This is a genomic window from Clostridium sp. CM037, assembly GCF_055081095.1.
In genome coordinates this window covers 2123873-2144291 of record NZ_CM143650.1, presented here as the reverse complement: position 1 = coordinate 2144291, position 20419 = coordinate 2123873, and the positions used below count along the sequence as shown (strand labels likewise).

The 20419-nt window shown below is 31.5% G+C and carries 21 protein-coding genes; 3 read left to right on the top strand and 18 right to left on the bottom strand.

Annotated features, from left to right (window positions below):
- Positions 1-69: 69 nt before the first annotated feature.
- The 3 genes from ACWJKP_RS10465 to ACWJKP_RS10455 form a co-directional block, all read right to left on the bottom strand.
- A complete protein-coding gene (locus ACWJKP_RS10465; RefSeq protein WP_462961167.1) occupies positions 70-978 on the bottom strand; it encodes an AEC family transporter in 909 nt (302 codons plus the stop codon).
- Between the two features lie 100 nt (positions 979-1078).
- Positions 1079-1843 (bottom strand): histidinol phosphate phosphatase, encoded by a 765-nt coding sequence (locus ACWJKP_RS10460; protein ID WP_165412756.1) that lies wholly within the window; start codon positions 1841-1843, stop codon positions 1079-1081.
- 198 nt (positions 1844-2041) lie between these two features.
- On the bottom strand, positions 2042-2443 hold the full coding sequence (locus ACWJKP_RS10455) for a hypothetical protein (protein WP_165412757.1): 402 nt from the start codon (positions 2441-2443) through the stop codon (positions 2042-2044).
- A 135-nt stretch (positions 2444-2578) separates the two neighbouring features.
- Between ACWJKP_RS10455 and ACWJKP_RS10450 the strand changes: the two genes are divergently transcribed.
- Positions 2579-3874: a TMEM198/TM7SF3 family protein gene (locus ACWJKP_RS10450; RefSeq protein ID WP_165412758.1), complete on the top strand. Its 1296-nt coding sequence runs from the start codon at positions 2579-2581 to the stop codon at positions 3872-3874.
- Positions 3875-4020: 146 nt separating this feature from the next.
- On the opposite strand, the gene ACWJKP_RS10445 is transcribed toward ACWJKP_RS10450, so the two are convergent.
- A complete protein-coding gene (locus ACWJKP_RS10445) occupies positions 4021-5250 on the bottom strand; it encodes a serine hydroxymethyltransferase (RefSeq protein WP_165412759.1) in 1230 nt (409 codons plus the stop codon).
- A 424-nt stretch (positions 5251-5674) separates the two neighbouring features.
- Between ACWJKP_RS10445 and ACWJKP_RS10440 the strand changes: the two genes are divergently transcribed.
- Both ACWJKP_RS10440 and ACWJKP_RS10435 read left to right on the top strand, forming a co-directional pair.
- On the top strand, positions 5675-6448 hold the full coding sequence (locus ACWJKP_RS10440) for a threonine/serine exporter family protein (protein WP_165412760.1): 774 nt from the start codon (positions 5675-5677) through the stop codon (positions 6446-6448).
- Positions 6445-6870 (top strand): threonine/serine exporter family protein, encoded by a 426-nt coding sequence (locus tag ACWJKP_RS10435; RefSeq protein WP_165412761.1) that lies wholly within the window; start codon positions 6445-6447, stop codon positions 6868-6870. Before ACWJKP_RS10440 ends, ACWJKP_RS10435 begins: the two co-directional genes overlap by 4 nt.
- Before the next feature lie 31 nt (positions 6871-6901).
- Here the strand turns inward: ACWJKP_RS10435 and ACWJKP_RS10430 are convergent, their stop codons facing one another.
- From ACWJKP_RS10430 to yajC, 14 genes are all read right to left on the bottom strand, one after another.
- The gene (locus ACWJKP_RS10430) at positions 6902-7189 is read right to left on the bottom strand and encodes a metal-sensitive transcriptional regulator (RefSeq protein ID WP_165412762.1); all 288 of its coding nucleotides are present in this window, start codon (positions 7187-7189) and stop codon (positions 6902-6904) included.
- Positions 7190-7262: 73 nt separating this feature from the next.
- Positions 7263-9044 carry an aspartate--tRNA ligase gene (aspS, locus tag ACWJKP_RS10425; RefSeq protein WP_165412763.1) on the bottom strand — a complete coding sequence of 594 codons (1782 nt, stop codon included), beginning with the start codon at positions 9042-9044 and terminating at the stop codon, positions 7263-7265.
- Between the two features lie 57 nt (positions 9045-9101).
- A complete protein-coding gene (locus ACWJKP_RS10420) occupies positions 9102-10529 on the bottom strand; it encodes a coproporphyrinogen III oxidase (RefSeq protein ID WP_165412764.1) in 1428 nt (475 codons plus the stop codon).
- A gap of 56 nt (positions 10530-10585) precedes the next feature.
- Positions 10586-11194 (bottom strand): MBL fold metallo-hydrolase, encoded by a 609-nt coding sequence (locus ACWJKP_RS10415; RefSeq protein WP_165412765.1) that lies wholly within the window; start codon positions 11192-11194, stop codon positions 10586-10588.
- Positions 11195-11204: 10 nt separating this feature from the next.
- Positions 11205-11651 carry a D-aminoacyl-tRNA deacylase gene (gene dtd, locus ACWJKP_RS10410; protein ID WP_165412766.1) on the bottom strand — a complete coding sequence of 149 codons (447 nt, stop codon included), beginning with the start codon at positions 11649-11651 and terminating at the stop codon, positions 11205-11207.
- A gap of 36 nt (positions 11652-11687) precedes the next feature.
- Positions 11688-13871 (bottom strand): RelA/SpoT family protein, encoded by a 2184-nt coding sequence (locus ACWJKP_RS10405; protein WP_165412767.1) that lies wholly within the window; start codon positions 13869-13871, stop codon positions 11688-11690.
- Between the two features lie 128 nt (positions 13872-13999).
- Positions 14000-14518, bottom strand: coding sequence for an adenine phosphoribosyltransferase (locus ACWJKP_RS10400; protein ID WP_165412768.1), 519 nt, complete (start codon positions 14516-14518; stop codon positions 14000-14002).
- Positions 14519-14594: 76 nt separating this feature from the next.
- Entirely contained in the window at positions 14595-15473 is an 879-nt protein-coding gene (locus tag ACWJKP_RS10395; protein WP_462961166.1) for a DHH family phosphoesterase, read from the bottom strand.
- A gap of 246 nt (positions 15474-15719) precedes the next feature.
- Positions 15720-16586, bottom strand: a complete 867-nt coding sequence (gene secF, locus ACWJKP_RS10390; RefSeq protein WP_165412770.1) for a protein translocase subunit SecF — start codon at positions 16584-16586, stop codon at positions 15720-15722.
- 4 nt (positions 16587-16590) lie between these two features.
- Positions 16591-17829: a protein translocase subunit SecD gene (secD, locus tag ACWJKP_RS10385; RefSeq protein ID WP_165412771.1), complete on the bottom strand. Its 1239-nt coding sequence runs from the start codon at positions 17827-17829 to the stop codon at positions 16591-16593.
- 80 nt (positions 17830-17909) lie between these two features.
- On the bottom strand, positions 17910-19274 hold the full coding sequence (gene scfB, locus ACWJKP_RS10380; protein ID WP_165412772.1) for a thioether cross-link-forming SCIFF peptide maturase: 1365 nt from the start codon (positions 19272-19274) through the stop codon (positions 17910-17912).
- Positions 19275-19330: 56 nt separating this feature from the next.
- Complete coding sequence (gene scfA / locus ACWJKP_RS10375; protein WP_165412773.1) at positions 19331-19471, bottom strand: six-cysteine ranthipeptide SCIFF; 141 nt, start codon at positions 19469-19471, stop codon at positions 19331-19333.
- A 68-nt stretch (positions 19472-19539) separates the two neighbouring features.
- On the bottom strand, positions 19540-19908 hold the full coding sequence (locus ACWJKP_RS10370; RefSeq protein WP_165412774.1) for a TIGR04086 family membrane protein: 369 nt from the start codon (positions 19906-19908) through the stop codon (positions 19540-19542).
- 92 nt (positions 19909-20000) lie between these two features.
- Positions 20001-20291: a preprotein translocase subunit YajC gene (gene yajC / locus ACWJKP_RS10365; RefSeq protein WP_165412775.1), complete on the bottom strand. Its 291-nt coding sequence runs from the start codon at positions 20289-20291 to the stop codon at positions 20001-20003.
- Positions 20292-20419 lie beyond the last annotated feature (128 nt).

Genomic DNA, 20419 nt, shown 5'->3' with positions numbered 1-20419 from the left:
TCTGAAATTACAAAAAGACAAGTCTCATTATGCGGAGCTTGTCTCTTCTTAATTTTGTTTTTATTTACCCTATAAAAATAATATTACTATAGGTATAGTTATCCCAGAAATTATTGTAGTTATAAATACGCACTGTGATGCTAGCAACCCATCTCCACCGTATTTTTCAGCCATTATTCCAGTTATTACCGCTGCCGGCATTGCTTGCAGTATAACACATATGTTAAGTAACAATTCATCTACCTTTGAAAATTTTAACACTACGTAAACGATCATTGGAACTATTAAAAGTCTAACTACTGTAGCATAGTATATAGAAAAATCAGAAAAGATATTCTTAAATTGCATTTCCGCAAGCATTGAGCCAATAATTATCATAGATATTGGTGTTGTGGTAACTCCAACTAGTTTTAGCGAAGCTTCAATAGGTACAGGTAATCTTATTGAAGAAGCGAATAAAATTATGCCAATAATTACTGCTATAAGCGCTGGATTTACCACTTCTTTCCTCATTGATTTAAAATCTTTTTCGCCAGTGTATAGCGTTATCCCTACTGTCCACACTAAAATGTTAAATGCAATATTGAAAATTGCTGCATAAAAAATGCCCTTTCCTCCATAAATGCTTTCAAGCACTGGATAACCCATAAACCCCGTATTAGAAAAAATTGTTATGAACCTAAATACTTGCTGTTTGTTTTTAGGGAGCTTAACGAAAAATATCTTACTAATAAATATTAAACTTATGTGTATTAAAAAAGAATATATTAAAATCTTTTGGGTATTATTAACCATCTCTGCTTCATATTTAATATTAAATGATGTAACTATCATAAATGGCAAAGTTATATTCAATAATAATTCCGATAGACCTTTATCAACTGCCTTATTAAGAAACTTCTTTTTCTTAGCATAAAAACCTACCGCCATAACAAAGAACAATGCGATAACTTGATTAATTAATTGGCTATTTTTCATTTTTGTCCTCCTTAATTCAAAACATATCAGTAATTTACTATTAACCAAATAAAGGGGGACACTTATCAACTATTCATTAAAATAAAATACTTTTTCGCATTTAAATGTATTCCATTTTTCTTTTTTTAAAATACACCGGCTTGAGGTTACATATCTCGCATATCCTAGTAGCTTCTAAGAATCTTTTCCCAATATCCTCTGCATGATGAGCATCTGATCCTATGGTTACATATTTTCCTCCTATTTGGTTGTATGCTTTATAAATATTAAGCAAATTAATATATGCTTCCTTATTTCCTAATCTTCTAGTATTGATTTCCATTATTTTTCCATTATTTACTATAGCTTTTAAAACGTCATTTATATATTGATTAAATTCATGATAATGTATTTCCTTATCATTGAAAGTGGCATATCTAGATATATAGTCAATATGTCCTAAACCATCAATAAAGTCGTACTGTTTTATGCAATCAATCATACTTGAAAAATATTGCTCAAAAGCTTCTTTTTTAGTTTTACCTTCATAAAATTTCGGATTGAAAACATCTTCTCCTTTGGCTACATGTATAGATCCAATTATATAGTCAAAAGGATATTTACGAGCTATTTCTCTATTTTCCTCTAGGCAGATTAGTTGCATACCTATTTCAATCCCAAGCATAAACTTGCTACTTCTATACTTTTCATAATCATTAAGATATTTATTTATATCAAAAACAAAACCTGTTCCTGTTGGAAATTTCAAATCTAGATGCTCTGTAATAGTCATTCCTATTCCATTTTTCCTCGAATGCTCTAGTGCATCCTGAATCTTCATTTGGGAGTCTGAAGAAAATTCTGTATGTATATGTGAGTCAATCATAAGCCATCCTCCTAGTATTCCTATATATAATGTAAAAGCTATTATTTACTTTTATCTATTTAATTATATCATAGTTTATAAATATATAATTTTCAGTTAAATCATCTCCTGAGATTATGCACTAAAAAAAGGGATTATAAAATGTAATCCCTTGTCTTCTTATGACTATTTAAATTTTAATAATCTACAATAAAAGCTTTACCCTTTAACTCTATGATTCGTTTTTAATGTATCTCCTCCACCAGAGATTGTGGCATCATATGTTCCAGCCATAGTTCCCATGCTAACAATCCAGTCAAATGTAGTAACCCCTGTACCATCAGTAGCACGCCATTGAATGACAGAGACTGTTTTATTTGCTAATTTATAAGAAGTCTTTATGTTGTATAATGTATTCGGTGTTCCTTGTATTGTTATAACACCTGTTTCTCCACGCTTAACAACGGATACTTCATTTATAATTTTTAATTGACTTTGAGATATTACAGATTGTTTTTGTGACATATTTAAATCTTCTACCATAGTTGCTACCTCAGTAGTACGATTGCACCCTATCATACACATACCTAATAATAAAACACATGCTATCTTAATTTTCATAACTCCACCTCTTCTTATATATTAAGATGCCCATATTCTTAATTATATATTTCAGTAAAATATTTTATAATTTGTAAATATATGTTATAATTTCATTTGCAGGAACAATAAAATTATAATGGGAGGATCATGTAAATGATTGAAATTTTAGATCAATTTAGCTCTACGTCTGGCCAATCTATTAAACTTATTGCTATCACATTATTTATTTTTGGAATTTTACAATGTTTCCTAGGGTATAAGATATTAAAATTTTGGATTGCTGTTTTTGGATTTTTAATATTTGGTATGCTAGGGGGATTAGTCAGCGTATTTATTATAGGAAGCTTAGGAGCGGGGATATTTTTCGGATTGCTATTCGCTATAGGAGGAGCTTTTATATCATTAAAGATATATAATGTAGGAGTTTTTACTCTTTGTGGTCTTATGGGATTTTTATTAGCTTATATGCTGACGCAAAGTATTGCATTATCAATATTTACATCATTAGTGGTAGGTATTTTAAGTCTATTTTTCGTAAAAACTGTAATTATTCTCTCCACCAGTATTTCAGGTGGCTTCGCGGCTGGCATGAGTTTACTTATAATACTTAAAGCAGATAGTGATTTAGCTAATATACTTCTTAGTGTAGCCATTTCTATAGTTGGAGTATTGGTACAATTAGCTTTACACAAAAATGCGACTAATTCAAATTCATGCTTCTCAAAAATCAACTCATCGCAGCCTAAAAGTCTTCCACTAGGAAATACTTTCTCTTCGAACATAAAAAACATAATAGAAATGGATAATTCCCTTGTGGCAAAAGAAGCAACTGGGATAACTTTTGATGAAGTTTGTCAAAATCTTCTTGAAGTGCTTTATTCCTTTAAAGTCTTAAAAACTATTATGCCATTTATAGATTTCATTTTATATTTTGTAAGTTTTATATCCATTGCAATATCCATTTTCACTGACTTTATATGGATTAACAGTAGCGTAACAATATTATTGCTTGTAGGTGCCTTGTGCTTTATAAATAAAAAGTACATTGCTCTTTCTCTATCATTTCTAGTTATTACTATCTCGAAATTAATCATGCTAGCTAGCTCTTTGCCAAAAATACAGCATTCTAAATATAGTACTCCTTATGAATTAATAGACACTGCAATTATAGGATATATTGCATTTGAATCAATAAAGCACCTTTTAAAATCAGACGACGGGATTTTATTAAAGAATAAACTACAAAATTTATTTCAAAAGCGAAATCACACTAACCATAATACTAACACATCACCTCAATCTGCAAACGGAATTAAAATCATGATAAGATGCCCAAATTGCACCGCACTTAATAGTGAGTCTTCTGAAATCTGTAGTAGTTGTGAATCAGTATTAATAGTTAAAGATACTGCTGTGAACGACGTTGAAACCCAAGATATAAATGTGTAAAATCACAGAAACTAAAATATAAATCTTGAAAGTAATCAATAGTAATGTATAATGGAGTTAATATTTCTATTGCCATATTTTAATAAAGGGCACCTGCCAATAAGCAGATGCCCTTCTCTACACACAAATATGATGTTTCTATTCCCCTAGTATAACGGGAATTTACTACATAATTGTACTACTTTTTCTCTAATTGGTTCTAAGTTTCCTTCTCTATTTTCTAGAGTTTCATTTATAAGTTCAGCTATTTTTTTCATTTCTTCTTCTTTAAATCCTCTTGTAGTTACAGCAGGCGTACCAATTCTTATGCCGCTTGTAACAAATGGACTTAAAGTTTCATTTGGTACAGTATTTTTATTTACAGTAATACCTACAATATCTAATAACTTTTCAGCAGCTTTTCCAGTAATATCTTTGTTTGTTAATTCAATAAGTAAAAGATGGTTATCTGTACCTCCAGATACTAATTTAAATCCATATTTTAAAAGTTCTTCTCCCAATACCTTTGCATTTTTAACTACTTGGTCAATGTAAACTTTGAATTCTGGTTTAAGAGCTTCTCCAAAGCAAACAGCTTTAGCTGCAATAGTATGCATTAATGGTCCACCTTGCATTCCTGGGAAAATAGACTTGTCTACTTGTTTTGCATATTTTTCTTTACATAAAATTGCTCCACCTCTAGGTCCTCTTAGTGTTTTATGTGTTGTAGTAGTAACAAAATCAGCATATGGCACTGGAGACTCATGTGCTCCTGTTGCAACAAGTCCTGCTATATGAGCCATATCAACAAACATATATGCGTTTACTTCATCGCAAATTTCTCTAAATGCTGCAAAATCTATAGCTCTTGGGTAAGCAGACGCCCCAATAACTATCATTTTAGGGTTATGCTCTTTAGCTAAAGCTCTCACTTTTTCATAATCTATAGTTTCTGTTTCTAAATTAACACCGTAAGGAACGAAGTTATATAGAATCCCTGAAAAATTTACTAAACTACCATGAGTTAAGTGTCCACCATGACTCAAATTCATACCTAATACTGTATCTCCTGGCTTAAGCACTGAAAAATATACAGCCATGTTAGCTTGAGAACCTGAATGAGGTTGCACGTTAGCATGTTCTGCACCAAAAAGTTCCTTCATTCTATCACGAGCTAAATTTTCTATTTTATCAACTACTTCACAACCACCATAATATCTTTTAGCAGGATATCCCTCTGCATATTTATTAGTTAATATAGAACCATTTGCTTCAAGTACAGTTCTGCTAACAACATTTTCAGAAGCTATTAGTTCAATATGATCCTCTTGCCTCGCATTTTCCTCTTTAATAATATCGTAAACCTTGAAATCATTGTTTTTTAAATATTCCGTCATGTCATATCCTTCCTCTCATCTTTTAGATTAAACAATTCACTAAACCGGTTTCATTAATAATTTAAAATAAATAAGAATAATACTCTAAAATTATATAAATATGTATTATACTTATATTATAAAAGTTAATGGCATATTTATCAACAAGAATATGAAAATCTTCTAATTTTTTTAATAACTATAATTATTATAGGGTTTTCACCCTTCTAATTCCATGGTCATATTATACACGTTTATGTATACGTATCAATTTCCCTACTTCAACTGCTAATAAATAATAATAATTTTTCAACTAATAATTATTTAATAGATTTATGGTATATAATAGTGTAGAAATTTTATTATATGCAATACAAAATTAAATATTTAAGCCTTATAATAGTCTACAAAAAATAAAACTAATTTTATATTGAAAGGAGATCACATGCATATTGATGATATCATTCATGTAGCTACTGAAGCTGGTAAAATCATATTAGAAAATGGTGGAGAAACCTACAGGGTCGAGCAAACAATCACTATGATATGTAAATCCTATGGCATACCAATCACTGAAAGTTTTGTTACCCCTACTGGTATTATGGTTTCCATAACCAATAGTGAAAATAAAACTATATCATTAATTAGAAGAATAAATGTTAGAACAGTTAACCTTGGTAAGGTTGCCATGATTAACAATCTATCTAGAGAATTAGTTTCTAATCCATTATCTATGAGTGATATAAGAAAAAAAATCGATTATATAAATAATTTACCACCTTATTCTCCGAAGACCACCACATTTTTTTCTGCTATCTGCGCAGGGTTTTTTACTTTACTTTTTGGTGGAAATTATAAGGACTTTTTTGTAGCCTTTATAATTGGGGCACTTATAAATTGTTTAAGTTTATTTTTAGAAAAATTAGATGTAAATAGCTTTCTAAAATACATGCTTGGTGGTTCTTTAGCTGCATTCATAGCCCTCTTATCCAAGTCTTTAGGTCTAGTAGGTAATATAGATACTATAATAATAGGATCTATAATGATACTAGCACCTGGCATTGCCATAACAAATGCAATAAGGGATACTATTGCTGGTGATTTAGTTTCTGGTATCTCTAGGACAATAGAAGCTTTATTTATAGCCATTGCTATAGCTGCAGGCACAAGTATAGTTTTCAAAACATGGTTCTTATTATTTGGAGGTACTCTTATATGATTGTTAATTCTTTTTATGCTTTTTTAAGTTCTCTTAGTTTTGGAATACTATTTAATATTAGAGGTAAAAACTTAGTAATCGCCGCCCTTGGAGGAGGCATCAGCTGGTTCACCTATCTTCTTGCCTCAAGACTACAAGCCTCCATAGTTTTTTCATTATTTCTTGCCTCCATGGTTGGAAGTATTTACTCAGAAATAATGGCAAGAATATATAAAAATCCTGTGACTATATTTGTAATCTGCGCAATTATACCACTTGTACCCGGTGGTGGAATGTATTATTCTACTCTTGAGGCCGTAAAGGGCAATTTTAATGCTGCTCTATCCAAAGGTGCTGAAACATTATTTAGCGCAATTTCAATTGCAATTGGGATTGTATTCGTATCCTCCATAAGTTCAATTTTCAAAAAAATAAAGAAGTAAAATTTAGCATCAAATTTTACTTCTTTATTTTTTACTTTAAAAACATAAGGAAAGTTGAAACTAACTCTTCGATTTTTTTTTCCTCTATTGCATCCTCTTCATGTATAAGACAGTTTTTTGTATATCTCTCTAAAACAAGACCACCAACTTTATTCATAGCAGCTCTAGCTGCAGCAACTTGCACCAATATGTTTTTGCAGCAAGCTTCGCTGGAAATCATCTTTTCAATACCTTTAACCTGACCTTCAATTTTTCTTAGTCTCACTTGGATATCTTTCACTAATTCATCGTTCATTGTTTTTTCTTTTTCATTTATCATTTTACCACTCCCCTATACAATATAGTGGACAATTGACAGTTAGTCACAAACAAATAAAAAATAAGCCAGTATCCTATTTCTCCGTGGCTTTTTTGATACCAAGTTCTATAAGCTGTTTATCATCAACCATATTTGGAGCTTCACTCATTGGACAGTAAGCATTTTGATTCTTAGGAAATGCTATTACATCTTTAATATTTTCAGTTCCTGCTAAGAACATTATCATTCTATCTAGTCCAAAAGCAAGGCCGCCGTGTGGTGGTGGACCGTATTTGAATGATTCTAGTAAGAATCCAAATCTTTCCCATGCTTTTTCCTGCGTAAATCCCAAAACTTTAAGCATAGTTTCTTGCAGTTTAGAATTATGTATTCTAATGCTTCCTCCACCTAATTCTTCTCCGTTTAAGACTATATCATAAGCTTTAGCACGAACTCTGCCTGGCTCACTTTCTAGATACTGTAAATCTTCATCCATTGGCATCGTGAAGGGATGGTGCGCAGCAACATATCTATTTTCTTCTTCGCTATAATCAAATAATGGGAACTCTGTAACCCATACAAAGTTAAATTCTTTATTATCTTTTAAAATTTCAAGATCTTTAGCTACCTGTAATCTTAATGCCCCTAAAGACTGCAATGCAACGCTATCTTTGTCTGCAACAATAAGTACTAAATCTCCAGTTTTGGCGTCTACCTTATTTAGAACAGATTGCATTTCTTCATCACTTAAAAATTTAGATATAGGCGATTTAATTCCATCTTCTTTATATGCAATCCAAGCAAGTCCTTTTGCTCTATAAGTCTTAACAAATTCACCTAATTTGTCTAACTTCTTTCTTCCCATATCTGCAGCATTACTTACCTTTATAGCTCGTACGCTGCCGCCATTATCTATGGCACCTTTAAATACTACGAATTCACATTCTTTTACCTCTTGGGTAATATCTTTTATTTCCATTCCAAATCTTAAATCTGGTTTATCTGATCCATATTTATCCATAGCTTCTTTATATGTAATTCTTTTTATAGGAAGGTTAACATCCTCATTTACAACTTCTTTAAATACTTTTTTAATTAAAGCTTCATTAACAGCTATAACATCTTCTTCTTCAACAAATGACATTTCTATATCTATTTGTGTAAACTCTGGTTGTCTATTTGATCTTAAATCTTCATCTCTAAAACATCTTGCTATTTGGAAGTACTTATCATATCCAGACACCATTAATAATTGTTTAAACAATTGTGGTGATTGTGGAAGTGCATAGAACATTCCTTTATAATTTCTGCTTGGGACTAAATAGTCGCGAGCACCCTCTGGAGTACTTTTTGTGAGCATAGGTGTTTCTATTTCTAAAAAGCCATTCTCATCTAAAAAATCGCGAACAACCTTAGTTGTTTTATGGCGTATCATAAATATTTTTTGCATATCTGGTCTTCTTAAATCAAGATATCTGTATTTTAGACGTACGTTTTCTGAGGCATCTAAACCTTCTTTTATATATATAGGCGGAGTTTCTGATTCAGATAATATCTTTATGTTTTCACCTTTAACCTCTACAAGTCCTGTAGGCATATTTTCATTTGGAGACTGTCTTCTAATAAGTTCCCCAGTTACAGCAATACAGTATTCTGGTTTCACTAAATCTGCCTTTTGAAAAGCCTCTTTATTTATTTCTTCTCCAAATACTAATTGTAATAAACCTGTTCTATCTCTTAAGTCTATAAAAACAAGTCCTCCTAGATTTCTTTTTCTTTGAACCCAACCCATTACTGTTATTTTATTTGATATATGCGATTCCCTAAGATCACCACACATATTGGTTCTCTTTAAACCATCTAATGCTTCTGCCATTTTGCTTCCTTCCTCTCTAAATACTATTTTTATTACTTATTTGTTAACTCTCAATTATCAATTATATAAAGTATTGAGCAGTTCAATTTTTTTATCAATCATCTCATTCACTCTTTTTACGTACTCTCTAACATCTTTGATATTGGCAAACCTTTCATGTCTGTTTTCCTCTAAAAAAACAACTTTACAAACTGCATCTGCACCAAGTGCAATAACTGTCTGTTTCTCCTCAATCATTTGAATATTGTATATTCCTTCTTTTCCAGGTGTTGCATATCCAATATTTTCCATATTGCCCACCATATTTTTCTGCCTATACATATAATACGGTTTCATATGAAGTTTTTTAGATAATTCAACAGTGTGCTCATACATTTGGTTTAATTCTTCTTGAGCTGGAACTTGAAACCTATAATTATTAAGCATATTTTCATGGAGTTTTGAAGCTCTTTTTATGGACATTCCATGAATTGTAATACTATCAGGTTGCATTTGGGATATTTTATCGCAAGTTCTTATTATATGTGAAATCTTCTCTCCCGGTAGCCCTACTATTAAATCCATATTTATATTATCAAAGCCTAGTTCCCTTGCCATAGCAAATTTTTCGTTAACACTATTTACAGAATGGGTTCTCCCAATTAATTCCAAAGTATCGTCGTTCATAGTTTGAGGATTTATGCTTATTCTATGTACTCCATACTTTTTCATTGTAGTTAATTTTTCAAAGGTTATACTATCTGGTCTTCCGCATTCTACTGTAAATTCACTCACATTATCATTTTGAATAAAAGCTTCATAAATACACTTCATTATAAATTCAAATTGCTCATCATTTACGGAAGTTGGAGTACCACCTCCAAAATATACGCATTCAATGTTAAGCTTCTTACCTTTAATGTAATCACTTATCTCTTTAATTTCATGCGACAAGGCCTCAAGGTAAGGTTCTACTATGTTTTTGCAACTGCTTATAGGATTAGATGCAAATGAACAGTATAAACAACGTGTAGGGCAAAAAGGCATACCAATATAAACACTTATATTGTCTTTCTCTTTGTTTACAATATTTTTTTCAAACTTTGCAACATCAATACAAAGTCGCGCCTTATCTTCCCTTGTAATATGTTTTTCTTTAAATTCAGCTATGATATCCTTCTCAGAAATATCCTTTTGGAGTAGCTCAAGAGCTCTTTTAGAAGGTCTAATTCCTATTAAAGTTCCCCACGGTAGCTCACGAGTTGTATCCTTTGAAAAATATAAGAAAACAGCTTTTTTAACCTCTTCTTTAAGTTTGTATAATTTATTAATTGTGTACTCAAAACTTTCAAAACCCTTTTGTATAACTACCATATCTTCTTTTACTTCAATATTAAAATCATAATTTTCTTCAACAAATTTAATATCTGGAAATAAAAAAAACAAATTTATGATTTGATATACATCATAATTAAATTCTGCGTTATTTAATTTTACCTTAATCATCCTAACTCCTTAATGAAACATAGCTTATAAAATTTCTTGTGCTATTATCCCTTATATTAATTCTGTAAAAATGGATTGTTTAATTTTTCATTATTTATCGTGCTACATGGTCCATGACCAGGATACACTATAGAGTTCTCTGGCAGACATAAAAGCTTTGATTTTATACTAGTAATTATAGTATTAAAATCTCCTCCTGCAAAATCTGTTCTTCCGATTGAACCTGCAAAAAGAGTATCTCCGGTGAAAGCACAGTTTTTTATTAAAAAGCTCATACCACCAGGTGTATGTCCAGGTGTATCTATGCATGTAATTTCCAAATTAGAAATTCTTATTATATCCCCATTCTTTAGTAACTTATCTGCTCCACCTTCAATAAGCGGCCCAAACAAGTTTACGCCTTTAGTTATTAAATCATCGTCTTTTTTACTCATACACACTACTGCATTTGTGATGGTTTTAAGCTGCGCGACTCCTGATGTATGGTCTAGATGTCCATGTGTCAATAGTATATACTTAACTTTTGCACCTATAGTATCTATGGCCTTAACAATATCATCCACATCTCCACCTGGGTCTAACACTATCGCTTCATTGGTGTTTTTATCCATTATAATATAACAATTTGATCCATATATTCCTGTAACAACTTTTCTAATTTCCATTTTAATCCTCCTAGAAGTCTTTTTTACTCTCTAAAAGTAAGGTTACTGGTCCATCGTTCTGTATATAAACTTGCATATCTTCTCCAAAATCTCCAGTTTTAACTTTACCTAATACTTCACTACACTGCTTGACAAATTCTAAATATAATATTTCAGCTTGCTCTCCACCAAGAGCTCTCATAAAATTTGGTCTTCTACCTTTTCTGCAATCTCCATATAACGTAAATTGAGAAACTACAAGAAGTTCCCCCCCTACGTCTATTAATGACTTACTCATTTTCCCATCTTCTTCAAAAATTCTCAGGTTTAATATCTTATCCTTTAGGAATTTTATATCATCTTCCGTGTCGCCTTCGCAGATTCCAAGTAAAACATTTAATCCAAAACCTATTTCACTAACTAATTTACCACTAACTTCAACTTTTGATGATTTAACTCTTTGCACTACTGCTCTCATAAACATTCCTCTCCTAAATTAAGCAAAACAATTCTCTTAATTTTTTATTCTATAAACTTCCATTACACCCGTTAACTTAGTGATTTTCTTTTGTAGTTCTTTCAAATTCTCAATATCAGCAACTCGTAGCTTTATATTTATTAAAGCCACATTATTTTTTAAAGTTTTTGCATTGATTGAGTATAATTGTGTTTTTGTAAGCGTTATTATCTCCATAATATGAGACAATAGTCCATACGTGTCATCTGCTTTAATTTGAATCTCAGTAATATAGCCCTTTCCTTCGGGCGCTCCCCAGCTTACCTCAACCACTTTATTTATTTCACTATTTATTAAGGCTTCAACATTTTTGCAATCGCGTCTATGAACAGAAACTCCTCGTCCCTTAGTGATGTACCCTACTATTTCATCACCTGGAACTGGATTACAGCACTTAGCAAACCTCACAAGTAAATTGCCCTCACCCTTAACTATTAGACCTTGGTAATCCATTATTTTTTTATCATCTTTACATTCACTCTTGGTTATCTTTTGCTCAATGTCCTCAATGGTCATATTCTCTTGCTTGTTTTTATTTTCAAAACTCTCTCTCAACCTATTAATTACAGTTGGAGGCATAATATCTCCCACTCCAACATAAGCAAATAAATCGTCTACAGTTCTAAAATTATATTTCTTATATATTTTTTCTATTGCTTCGCCCTTAGCAATTTCTCCAAAATTATATCCTTGTCTCTTAGATTCCCTTTCTAATAATTCTTTACCTTTTTCAATACTCTCATCTCTTTTAGCCTTTTTAAACCAAGCTTTTATTTTACTCTTAGCTTGATTGCTCTTTGTAATATTCAGCCAATCAATACTAGGTCCCTTAGGCGTAGATGAAGTTACAATTTCAACTATTTCTCCAGTTTTCAAGTGGTATTCTAAAGGTACCATTCTTCCATTTACTTTCGCACCCATGCACTTATGCCCTATATCTGTATGAATTCTATAAGCAAAATCAATTGGCGTTGCGTCAAGTGGTAAATTAATAACCTCACCCTTTGGCGAAAATACAAAAACTTCATCTGAAAACAAATCAGTTTTAAACCCTTCCATAAACTCTTCTGCATCAAAAGTTTCCCCTTGCCACTCAAGAATATCCTTAAGCCATGAAAATTTAGGGTCAGAATTTTGCTCTCCACTGCCCTCTATCCCCTCTTTATACTTCCAATGAGCTGCAATGCCATATTCTGCTGTTTTATGCATCTCGTATGTTCTAATTTGTATTTCAAAAGGTTTCCCGTGCGGTCCTATCACCGTTGAATGTAATGATTGATACATGTTGGGTTTTGGCATTGCAATATAGTCTTTAAACCTTCCAGGAATTGGTTTATACACAGTATGCACTATACCTAGAGCTGCATAACAATTTCCAATATCATTTACTAAAATTCTAACTGCCGTTAAATCAAAAACTTGATCTAAAGTCTTATTTTTAGTAACCATCTTTCTATAAATGCTGTAAAAATGTTTTGGTCTTCCATCCATTTCAGCTTCTATTCCAACAATATTTAAGTTGAACTTTAATTCCATCACTATGTTATCTATATTTTCTTCTCTCTCAGCTCTTTTTTCTGCAATTTTTCTTACTAAATTATAATATTCGTTCGGATTTAAATACCTGAGTGATAAGTCCTCGAGTTCCCATTTAATCTTAGACATTCCAAGTCTGTGAGCGAGAGGTGCATAAATATCCAAAGTTTCTTTTGCCTTTTGTTTTTGCTTTGCAACTGGCATATATTTAAGCGTTCGCATATTATGAAGTCTATCTGCAAGCTTAATAAGGATAACCCTAATATCCTTTGCCATGGCTAAGAGCATTTTGCGAACATTATCAGCTTGTTCCTCTTCCTTAGTCTTATATTTTATTAGTCCAAGCTTAGTTACACCCTCCACTAAATTTGCTACTTCTATGTTAAACTCCCTGCTTACATCATCAAAAGAATATACTGTGTCTTCAATTACATCATGAAGCAAACCTGCAACAATTGTGCTAGTATCAAGTCCCATCTCTGCTAAAATGCAAGCTACTTCTAATGGGTGCACAATATAAGGCTCACCCGACTCTCTCTTTTGCTCTTTATGTGCAGCGTAAGAAAAATTAAAGGCTTTAATAATAAGATCTTTGTCTACAGCATTACAATTAGTTTCAATCTTATGTAACAATTTTTCTAACATGCTTATACACTCCTAAAATCAAAGGCTGGTTAAATAACCAGCCAATACTTTTTACTAATATTATATAATATCTTGTAGGATTTTGCAATTTTAATTTAGTAATTCACTACACTAAATTTAAATAAGAACTAAATATCATATTTTACAAGAGACTTTATATCATAACCCTGCAATTTGTCTTTTCCATTAAGCTCTGTTAATTCAATTACAAAGTTTAAGGAAACAACTTCTCCACCCATTTGCTCTATAAGTTTTGTTACTGCTACAACTGTCCCACCCGTCGCAAGTAAATCGTCAACTATCGCTACTTTTTGTCCAGGCTTTATTGCATCTTTATGAATTTCAAGTTTATCCGTGCCATATTCAAGGGCATACTCAATTTCTATTGAGTCATAAGGTAACTTACCAGGTTTTCTAACTGGCACAAATCCTGCGCCAAGAGCATAAGCCACTGGTACACCGAATAAAAACCCTCTTGCTTCTGGTCCCACTATAACATCTATTTGCTTATCTTTTAAATATGCTACCATACCATCTATAGTGTACTTAAGTGCATTACCATCTTGTAGTAACGTAGTTATGTCTTTAAAACTGATACCTTTTTTTGGAAAATTTTCTATTATTCTTATACTATTTTTTAAATCCACAGTTATTCCCCCTAAAGTAAAATCAAGGTATATACTTCCACTTATATAAGTGGGAGGCTTTCCTTCTGAATTGTCGTTAAAATACGAGATTATTTTTTAGTTCATTATCTAAGTACTTTGATATCTGTAGTGCTCTATTTTTATCCGTGGTAATAAATAACTCAACAACAATTTTAGCATTATCCATTCTTCCAACAGGATTAATTGTAGGCATTACCTTTAATGCCAATTTTAATACTGTATCTTCATTAATAATCTTAATATTATGAGTTTTTAGAAGTGCACAAATTCCATAATTATTGGTGCACTTTAATTGCTTTATACCTTCCTCTGCGATTATTTTATTTTCACTCTCAAGCTTTGTTTTACTATAACTAGTACCTATCATTACCAAATCCATATATTTATTTATGGACTTCATCTTATAGTAAGACGAAATTGCTTGCGCTAGTTTAAATGTAAGTCCTGAAGCACATAATCCCTTGAATGGATAATTGCAACCCTTTTGTTGTGGATCCACAACAATAGTGTCAGGAACGTTTTTAATAGGTTCGTGAAAATCTGTGACTATAACATCAATCCCTATGTATTTACATGATTCTATTTCGCTGAAAGAATTGATTCCACAACCTAATGTTATTATAAGTCCTGGTCCTAAATATTTTATATGATTATTAATATCTTTTTCATTTAAATCACGGTTTTCACTTAGTTCACTTGGTATAAAATACTCAACATCAGCATTTACAAACTTCAGTACTAGCATCAATAAGGAAATTGCCGCAATACTATCCACATCATAAAAACCATAAAGGACAATTTTTTCTCTCTCATTTATAGCTTTGACAACTCTATATAATGCGGCCTCCATTCCTTTTAATAAAAACGGATTATACATATTATAGTCTATAAAGCTATTTTTATTCATTTGCATGTTTTTAAGATAATCCAGCATAAAAGCTCCCCAAAGTTAATAAAAAACACATTGGTATAATTTAAATTAGTTTTTTTAATAAATACAAAAGTAATTATATTCCAACGATTCCCTACTCAATAATTGATTTTAAATTTTCTAATTTCCTTTTATAAAAATAAAAAGCAAAGAAGTAATTAATACATCATACTTCTCTGCTTTAATTTTTAACCATTTGAAACAATCCTTAGCTTAGTTATCTATTACATATTAGTAATCTTAAGTAGATTAGACTGTAGCTTTCTTACTTCTTTTTTTAAGCAACACCCAAACAGGACTTGCTATAAAAATTGAAGAATAACATCCAACTAATATACCGATTATTAATGGTAAACTAAGCTCTCGTATAGATGGTACAAATACATATACCGCAACTATAGTAAATAAAGTTGTAGCAACAGTATTTATTGATCTTGCCATGGTTTGTGTAATACTGGCATTAGTAATGTCATCTATAGATACTTTTCTCATATTCTTTTGATTTTCTCTTATTCTATCAAATACAACGATAGTATCATTAATAGAGTAACCAACTATAGTCAGAATAGCCGCTATAAACGTTGCGTTTACCGGTATTTGGACTACTGCATACACGCCAACCATAATTAGAATATCATGTAGTAATGCAATTATGGCTGCAACTCCGAATTTAAATTCAAACCTTAATCCTATATACGCTAGCATACAAATCATAGCAATAATTAAGCCCCTCATAGCTTTTGTCTGTAATTCACTACCAACAGACGCGCCTATCGTATCTTGTGCAGTTAATTCACTAGCTTTAAACTCTTTCTTAATTTCTTTTAGCATGGTTGCTGTTTCATCAGCAGAAAGGGCATCACTTTTTATGGTTATTTCCAAATCCTTACCATCATCTAATGTTTTTGATAAGTATTCACCCTTTGCGTGCTTATCAATTATTTTATCTACATCAGCTTTTTTAAATTCCTGCTTCATATTTATAGTAAGTGCTGTACCACCTTTAAAATCTATACCTAAGTTTAGTCCCTTTGTTACCATGAACCCCATTCCTATTACAATTATGAATAGTGACATAGCAAACCATAGTTTAGTTTTTTCAACTATTTTTAGCATATGCTTACCCCCTTTTCACGCCAAAATGAGATGTTTTACTTAGTAGTCCCATTTCGACAGCTAATTTTAATAAGAATTTAGTGCTAGTAAGTGCTGTAAATACACTTATACCTATACCAATCATCAATGTAAGTGCAAACCCTTTAACTGTGCCTGTTCCAACTGTATATAGAACTAAGGCGGCAATTATAGTTGTGATGTTTGAATCTAATATTGATGACAATGCTCTATGAAAACCAGCATCTACAGAGGCTTTTATTGATTTTCCGGTTTTAAGCTCCTCTCTTATTCTTTCAAAGATTAACACATTAGCATCTACTGCCATACCAACTGTAAGTAGGAATCCCGCTATCCCTGCAAGTGTCAAAGTGGCATTAATTGCTGAGAATGTCCCAAGAACCAAAACCACATATAAAATTAAAGATATACCTGAAATCATACCTGGTACTCTATAATATAAAAGCATAAATATTAATATAACTAATATTCCTATAGCTCCAGCCTTCATACTTAATGGCAATGCATTTTTACCTAAAGTAGCTCCAACTGTTTTAACAGAAACAGCTTTTAAAGTTACAGGCAATGCTCCTGATTTAATAATTTGAGATTTTGTTGTAGCTTCTTCTAATGTCTTGGTTCCTGAGATCATAGCCTTACCGTCTGTTATAACTGAGTCCACTGTAGGATCTGTTAGCACCTCATCATCCATATAAATAGTAATTGGCTGTCCTAAAAACTTCTTTGTAGCTACTGCAAATTTATTCTTCCCTGATTCATTAAGTTCAAGCCCTATAGTAGGTTTATTATCTTGACCTATGTATGCAGTAGCATCTTTTACATCTTTACCAGTAAGAATTGTCACTTTATCAGGACCAACAAATTTAAGCTCTCCTGATTTTGCAACAGTATCAAGAATTTCTTTAGAATCGAATTTTCCTGGTATATCAATTCTAATTCTATTATCACCTTCTTTGGCAACTAGTGTCTCACTAACTCCCATTTTGTTGACTCTCATAGATATAAGTTCAATTGTTGTGTCCAATGTTTTTGAATCAACCTTCCCACCTTGAACTTCTTCTAAGACAGAAATTCCACCCTGTAGATCTAACCCTTTATTTATTGTTTCAGTAAATGGTTTAAACCTATAATTTCCTATTTCAAGTCCATAGAAACCTGCGAATGCCAATACCCCCACAACTAAAACACTGGTCAGAAAAAGCATCATACTTTTTTTCTTTTTCATCTTTATCACCCCTTCGCTGCATATTCATAAGTGAATTATATTATAACTAACTAATTTAGTCAATATTTGTCAAAATAATTCTACTTACTCATAGTTTTTGATTTTAAAGCTATAGCACATTCTATCCTTTTCTTTTGCATCTTGCATCCAAGTTCATAAGGAATATGCATATCTCCGTTAAAGTTAAAGTTATTTGCTTGGCATCCCCCACTACAATAAAATTTGGCCCAGCACTGCATACATGTAGGTTTGTTGTAAATATGTGCTTCTTTAAACTCTTGCACAATTTTTTTATTAGTAATTCCATTATATATATCGCCCAGTATATAATCTTTATTACCAACAAATTGATGGCAAGGGTATATTTCTCCTTTAGGGGTAACTGCTATATATTCATGACCCGCTCCGCATCCAGAAATTCTCTTATAGACGCATGGTCCACCTTTTAAATCTATATTAAAATGGTAAAATTTAAATTCATTTCCATCCTTATGTCTCTGAAGCATATCCGTATATAATTTATCATATTGCTCAAAAATAACTGGTAAATCTTCTTCTCTAATTGAAAGTTCATGTTCCTTTGGTAACACTACTGGTTCTATAGATATTTCTTTAAACCCTAAATCTGCCATATGTTTTACATCTTCAAAAAAGTCAGTATTTCCTCTGGTAAAGGTTCCCCTCGCATAATAAGCTTTTGACTTATCTCTCATATCAACCATTTTTTTGATGTTAGGAAGTACCCTATCATAGGAACCGCTTCCATCAACTCTTACTCTAACCTTATCATTAACAGATTTTCTACCATCTATGCTAAGTACTATATTGCCCATATTTTCATCCATATATTTCATGATTTCATCATTAAGTAATGTAGCATTAGTTGTCATTGTAAACCTTATACTTTTTTTATATTTTTTTTCTTGCACTTTAGCATATTCCACTACTTCTTTTATCATATCAAAAGCCATGAGTGGTTCTCCACCAAATAAATCTATCTCAATGTTTTTTCTCGTTCCAGATTTTTCCAGAACAAAATCTATTGCTTTCTTTCCAACTTCCGCTGACATTACCTCTCTAGCGCCATGATACTCACCCTCATCAGCAAAACAGTATTTACATCTTAAATTACAATCGTGTATTACATTAAGACATAAAGCTTTTATGTACGACTCCGCTTGTCCACTTTCTTTTGCAATTGATTCATATAAATCTTTTGTGTATAGCATTTCTTCCTGTATTAAACTTTGAATTTCACTATACGCTTCCTCAATATCTTCTACATTATATTTATCTTTTAAACTTTCTATTAACTCTTCTTTTTCCCCAAGGGAAACCTCATCTAAAAGATCATAAACTATTTCATCGACTACATGTAGCGCTCCAGAATTTACATCTATTACGTAGTATTCTCCATTTTGGATATATTTATGAATTAATGACAATTTTATTCCTCCTAACAAATTTAAAGCAGTAACCTTAAGTTACTGCCACATTAATATTATTCGTTTTCACAAGCTAAGTTTGCTACTGTGCAAGAAGTTTTACATGCTGATTGGCATGAATTAGCACATTCTTTGCATCCTGGTTTTTTCAAACTTTCTTTAATGCTTGATTTGTTTATAGTTCTTATATGTTTCATTATTATTCCTCCATATCGTAAAGTTTCTGCATAATTATATCATAATATCTTAGCTAAATAAAGTATTCTTATAGATTTATTCCAAGCATTCCTGAAAAAGCACCTGTGCCTAGAGCTAAAGCTGTTCTTACTACTTCCCTCATACCTATAGCAGTGCTTCCACCACCAACTACTTTAACTAGGTATAAAACTAACATGTAAGTAGCTGCCACCATGATACCCATTAGCCAACCTTTTTCTCCAGCTTTTTTTGCAGCAAATACAGATCCATAAAGCACACTGACTAATGTTATTACAATATAAAAAACGGATGTTACCTTCATGCTAGCTGGTAAAAAGGTTGTTATTATAGAATAAATCACTAATATAATTAAGGTTAAAATTGCAGCCCTAAATACTCCTTCTGCAGCATAAGAATATTTTTTTTTGTTTTCCATGTATATCCCCCCTTACTATAGATTTCAATATTGTTTTCATTGAAATCTATAGTATTAATTATGATTAAAAAGGGGGGTTTATTACTAATTTTCTACTTTTTCTCTACTACTTCATCACTGTTTAAATTTATAACTGTGCCTATTCCACTTTTTGATAATTTAATTCTAGCTCTGTCTGGACCACTTTCCAATATAATGTAGTCATCTTGAATGTTGATTATTTTTCCCATTATACCGCCCTTAGTCATTACTTCATCATTTAATTTTAAATTATTTAAAAGTGTAGCATATTTTTTCTTTCTTTTGTTTTCTGGTATAAATACTACTAGATAAAATACCGCAAGCATTAACACTATAGATATTAAAGAACCGAATTGTCCCATTTATGTTCCCCTCCTTTCAATAATTTTTTTAAACTTATAATAAAATAATTTCCCATAAACTTAATTCCTAAAGGACCACAACATCCCTTAGTACATTTATAGGTTAATCATATTATAGTAAATAATTA

Excerpts from the sequence above, each read along its gene's own strand:
- ACWJKP_RS10465 (WP_462961167.1), bottom strand. The coding sequence starts at position 978 with ATGAAAAATAGCCAATTAATTAATCAAGTTATCGCATTGTTCTTTGTT.
- ACWJKP_RS10460 (WP_165412756.1), bottom strand. The coding sequence starts at position 1,843 with ATGATTGACTCACATATACATACAGAATTTTCTTCAGACTCCCAAATG.
- ACWJKP_RS10455 (WP_165412757.1), bottom strand. The coding sequence starts at position 2,443 with ATGAAAATTAAGATAGCATGTGTTTTATTATTAGGTATGTGTATGATA.
- ACWJKP_RS10450 (WP_165412758.1), top strand. The coding sequence starts at position 2,579 with ATGATTGAAATTTTAGATCAATTTAGCTCTACGTCTGGCCAATCTATT.
- ACWJKP_RS10445 (WP_165412759.1), bottom strand. The coding sequence starts at position 5,250 with ATGACGGAATATTTAAAAAACAATGATTTCAAGGTTTACGATATTATT.
- ACWJKP_RS10440 (WP_165412760.1), top strand. The coding sequence starts at position 5,675 with ATGCATATTGATGATATCATTCATGTAGCTACTGAAGCTGGTAAAATC.
- ACWJKP_RS10435 (WP_165412761.1), top strand. The coding sequence starts at position 6,445 with ATGATTGTTAATTCTTTTTATGCTTTTTTAAGTTCTCTTAGTTTTGGA.
- ACWJKP_RS10430 (WP_165412762.1), bottom strand. The coding sequence starts at position 7,189 with ATGATAAATGAAAAAGAAAAAACAATGAACGATGAATTAGTGAAAGAT.
- aspS (WP_165412763.1), bottom strand. The coding sequence starts at position 9,044 with ATGGCAGAAGCATTAGATGGTTTAAAGAGAACCAATATGTGTGGTGAT.
- ACWJKP_RS10420 (WP_165412764.1), bottom strand. The coding sequence starts at position 10,529 with ATGATTAAGGTAAAATTAAATAACGCAGAATTTAATTATGATGTATAT.
- ACWJKP_RS10415 (WP_165412765.1), bottom strand. The coding sequence starts at position 11,194 with ATGGAAATTAGAAAAGTTGTTACAGGAATATATGGATCAAATTGTTAT.
- dtd (WP_165412766.1), bottom strand. The coding sequence starts at position 11,651 with ATGAGAGCAGTAGTGCAAAGAGTTAAATCATCAAAAGTTGAAGTTAGT.
- ACWJKP_RS10405 (WP_165412767.1), bottom strand. The coding sequence starts at position 13,871 with ATGTTAGAAAAATTGTTACATAAGATTGAAACTAATTGTAATGCTGTA.
- ACWJKP_RS10395 (WP_462961166.1), bottom strand. The coding sequence starts at position 15,473 with ATGCTGGATTATCTTAAAAACATGCAAATGAATAAAAATAGCTTTATA.
- secF (WP_165412770.1), bottom strand. The coding sequence starts at position 16,586 with ATGCTAAAAATAGTTGAAAAAACTAAACTATGGTTTGCTATGTCACTA.
- secD (WP_165412771.1), bottom strand. The coding sequence starts at position 17,829 with ATGAAAAAGAAAAAAAGTATGATGCTTTTTCTGACCAGTGTTTTAGTT.
- scfA (WP_165412773.1), bottom strand. The coding sequence starts at position 19,471 with ATGAAACATATAAGAACTATAAACAAATCAAGCATTAAAGAAAGTTTG.
- ACWJKP_RS10370 (WP_165412774.1), bottom strand. The coding sequence starts at position 19,908 with ATGGAAAACAAAAAAAAATATTCTTATGCTGCAGAAGGAGTATTTAGG.
- yajC (WP_165412775.1), bottom strand. The coding sequence starts at position 20,291 with ATGGGACAATTCGGTTCTTTAATATCTATAGTGTTAATGCTTGCGGTA.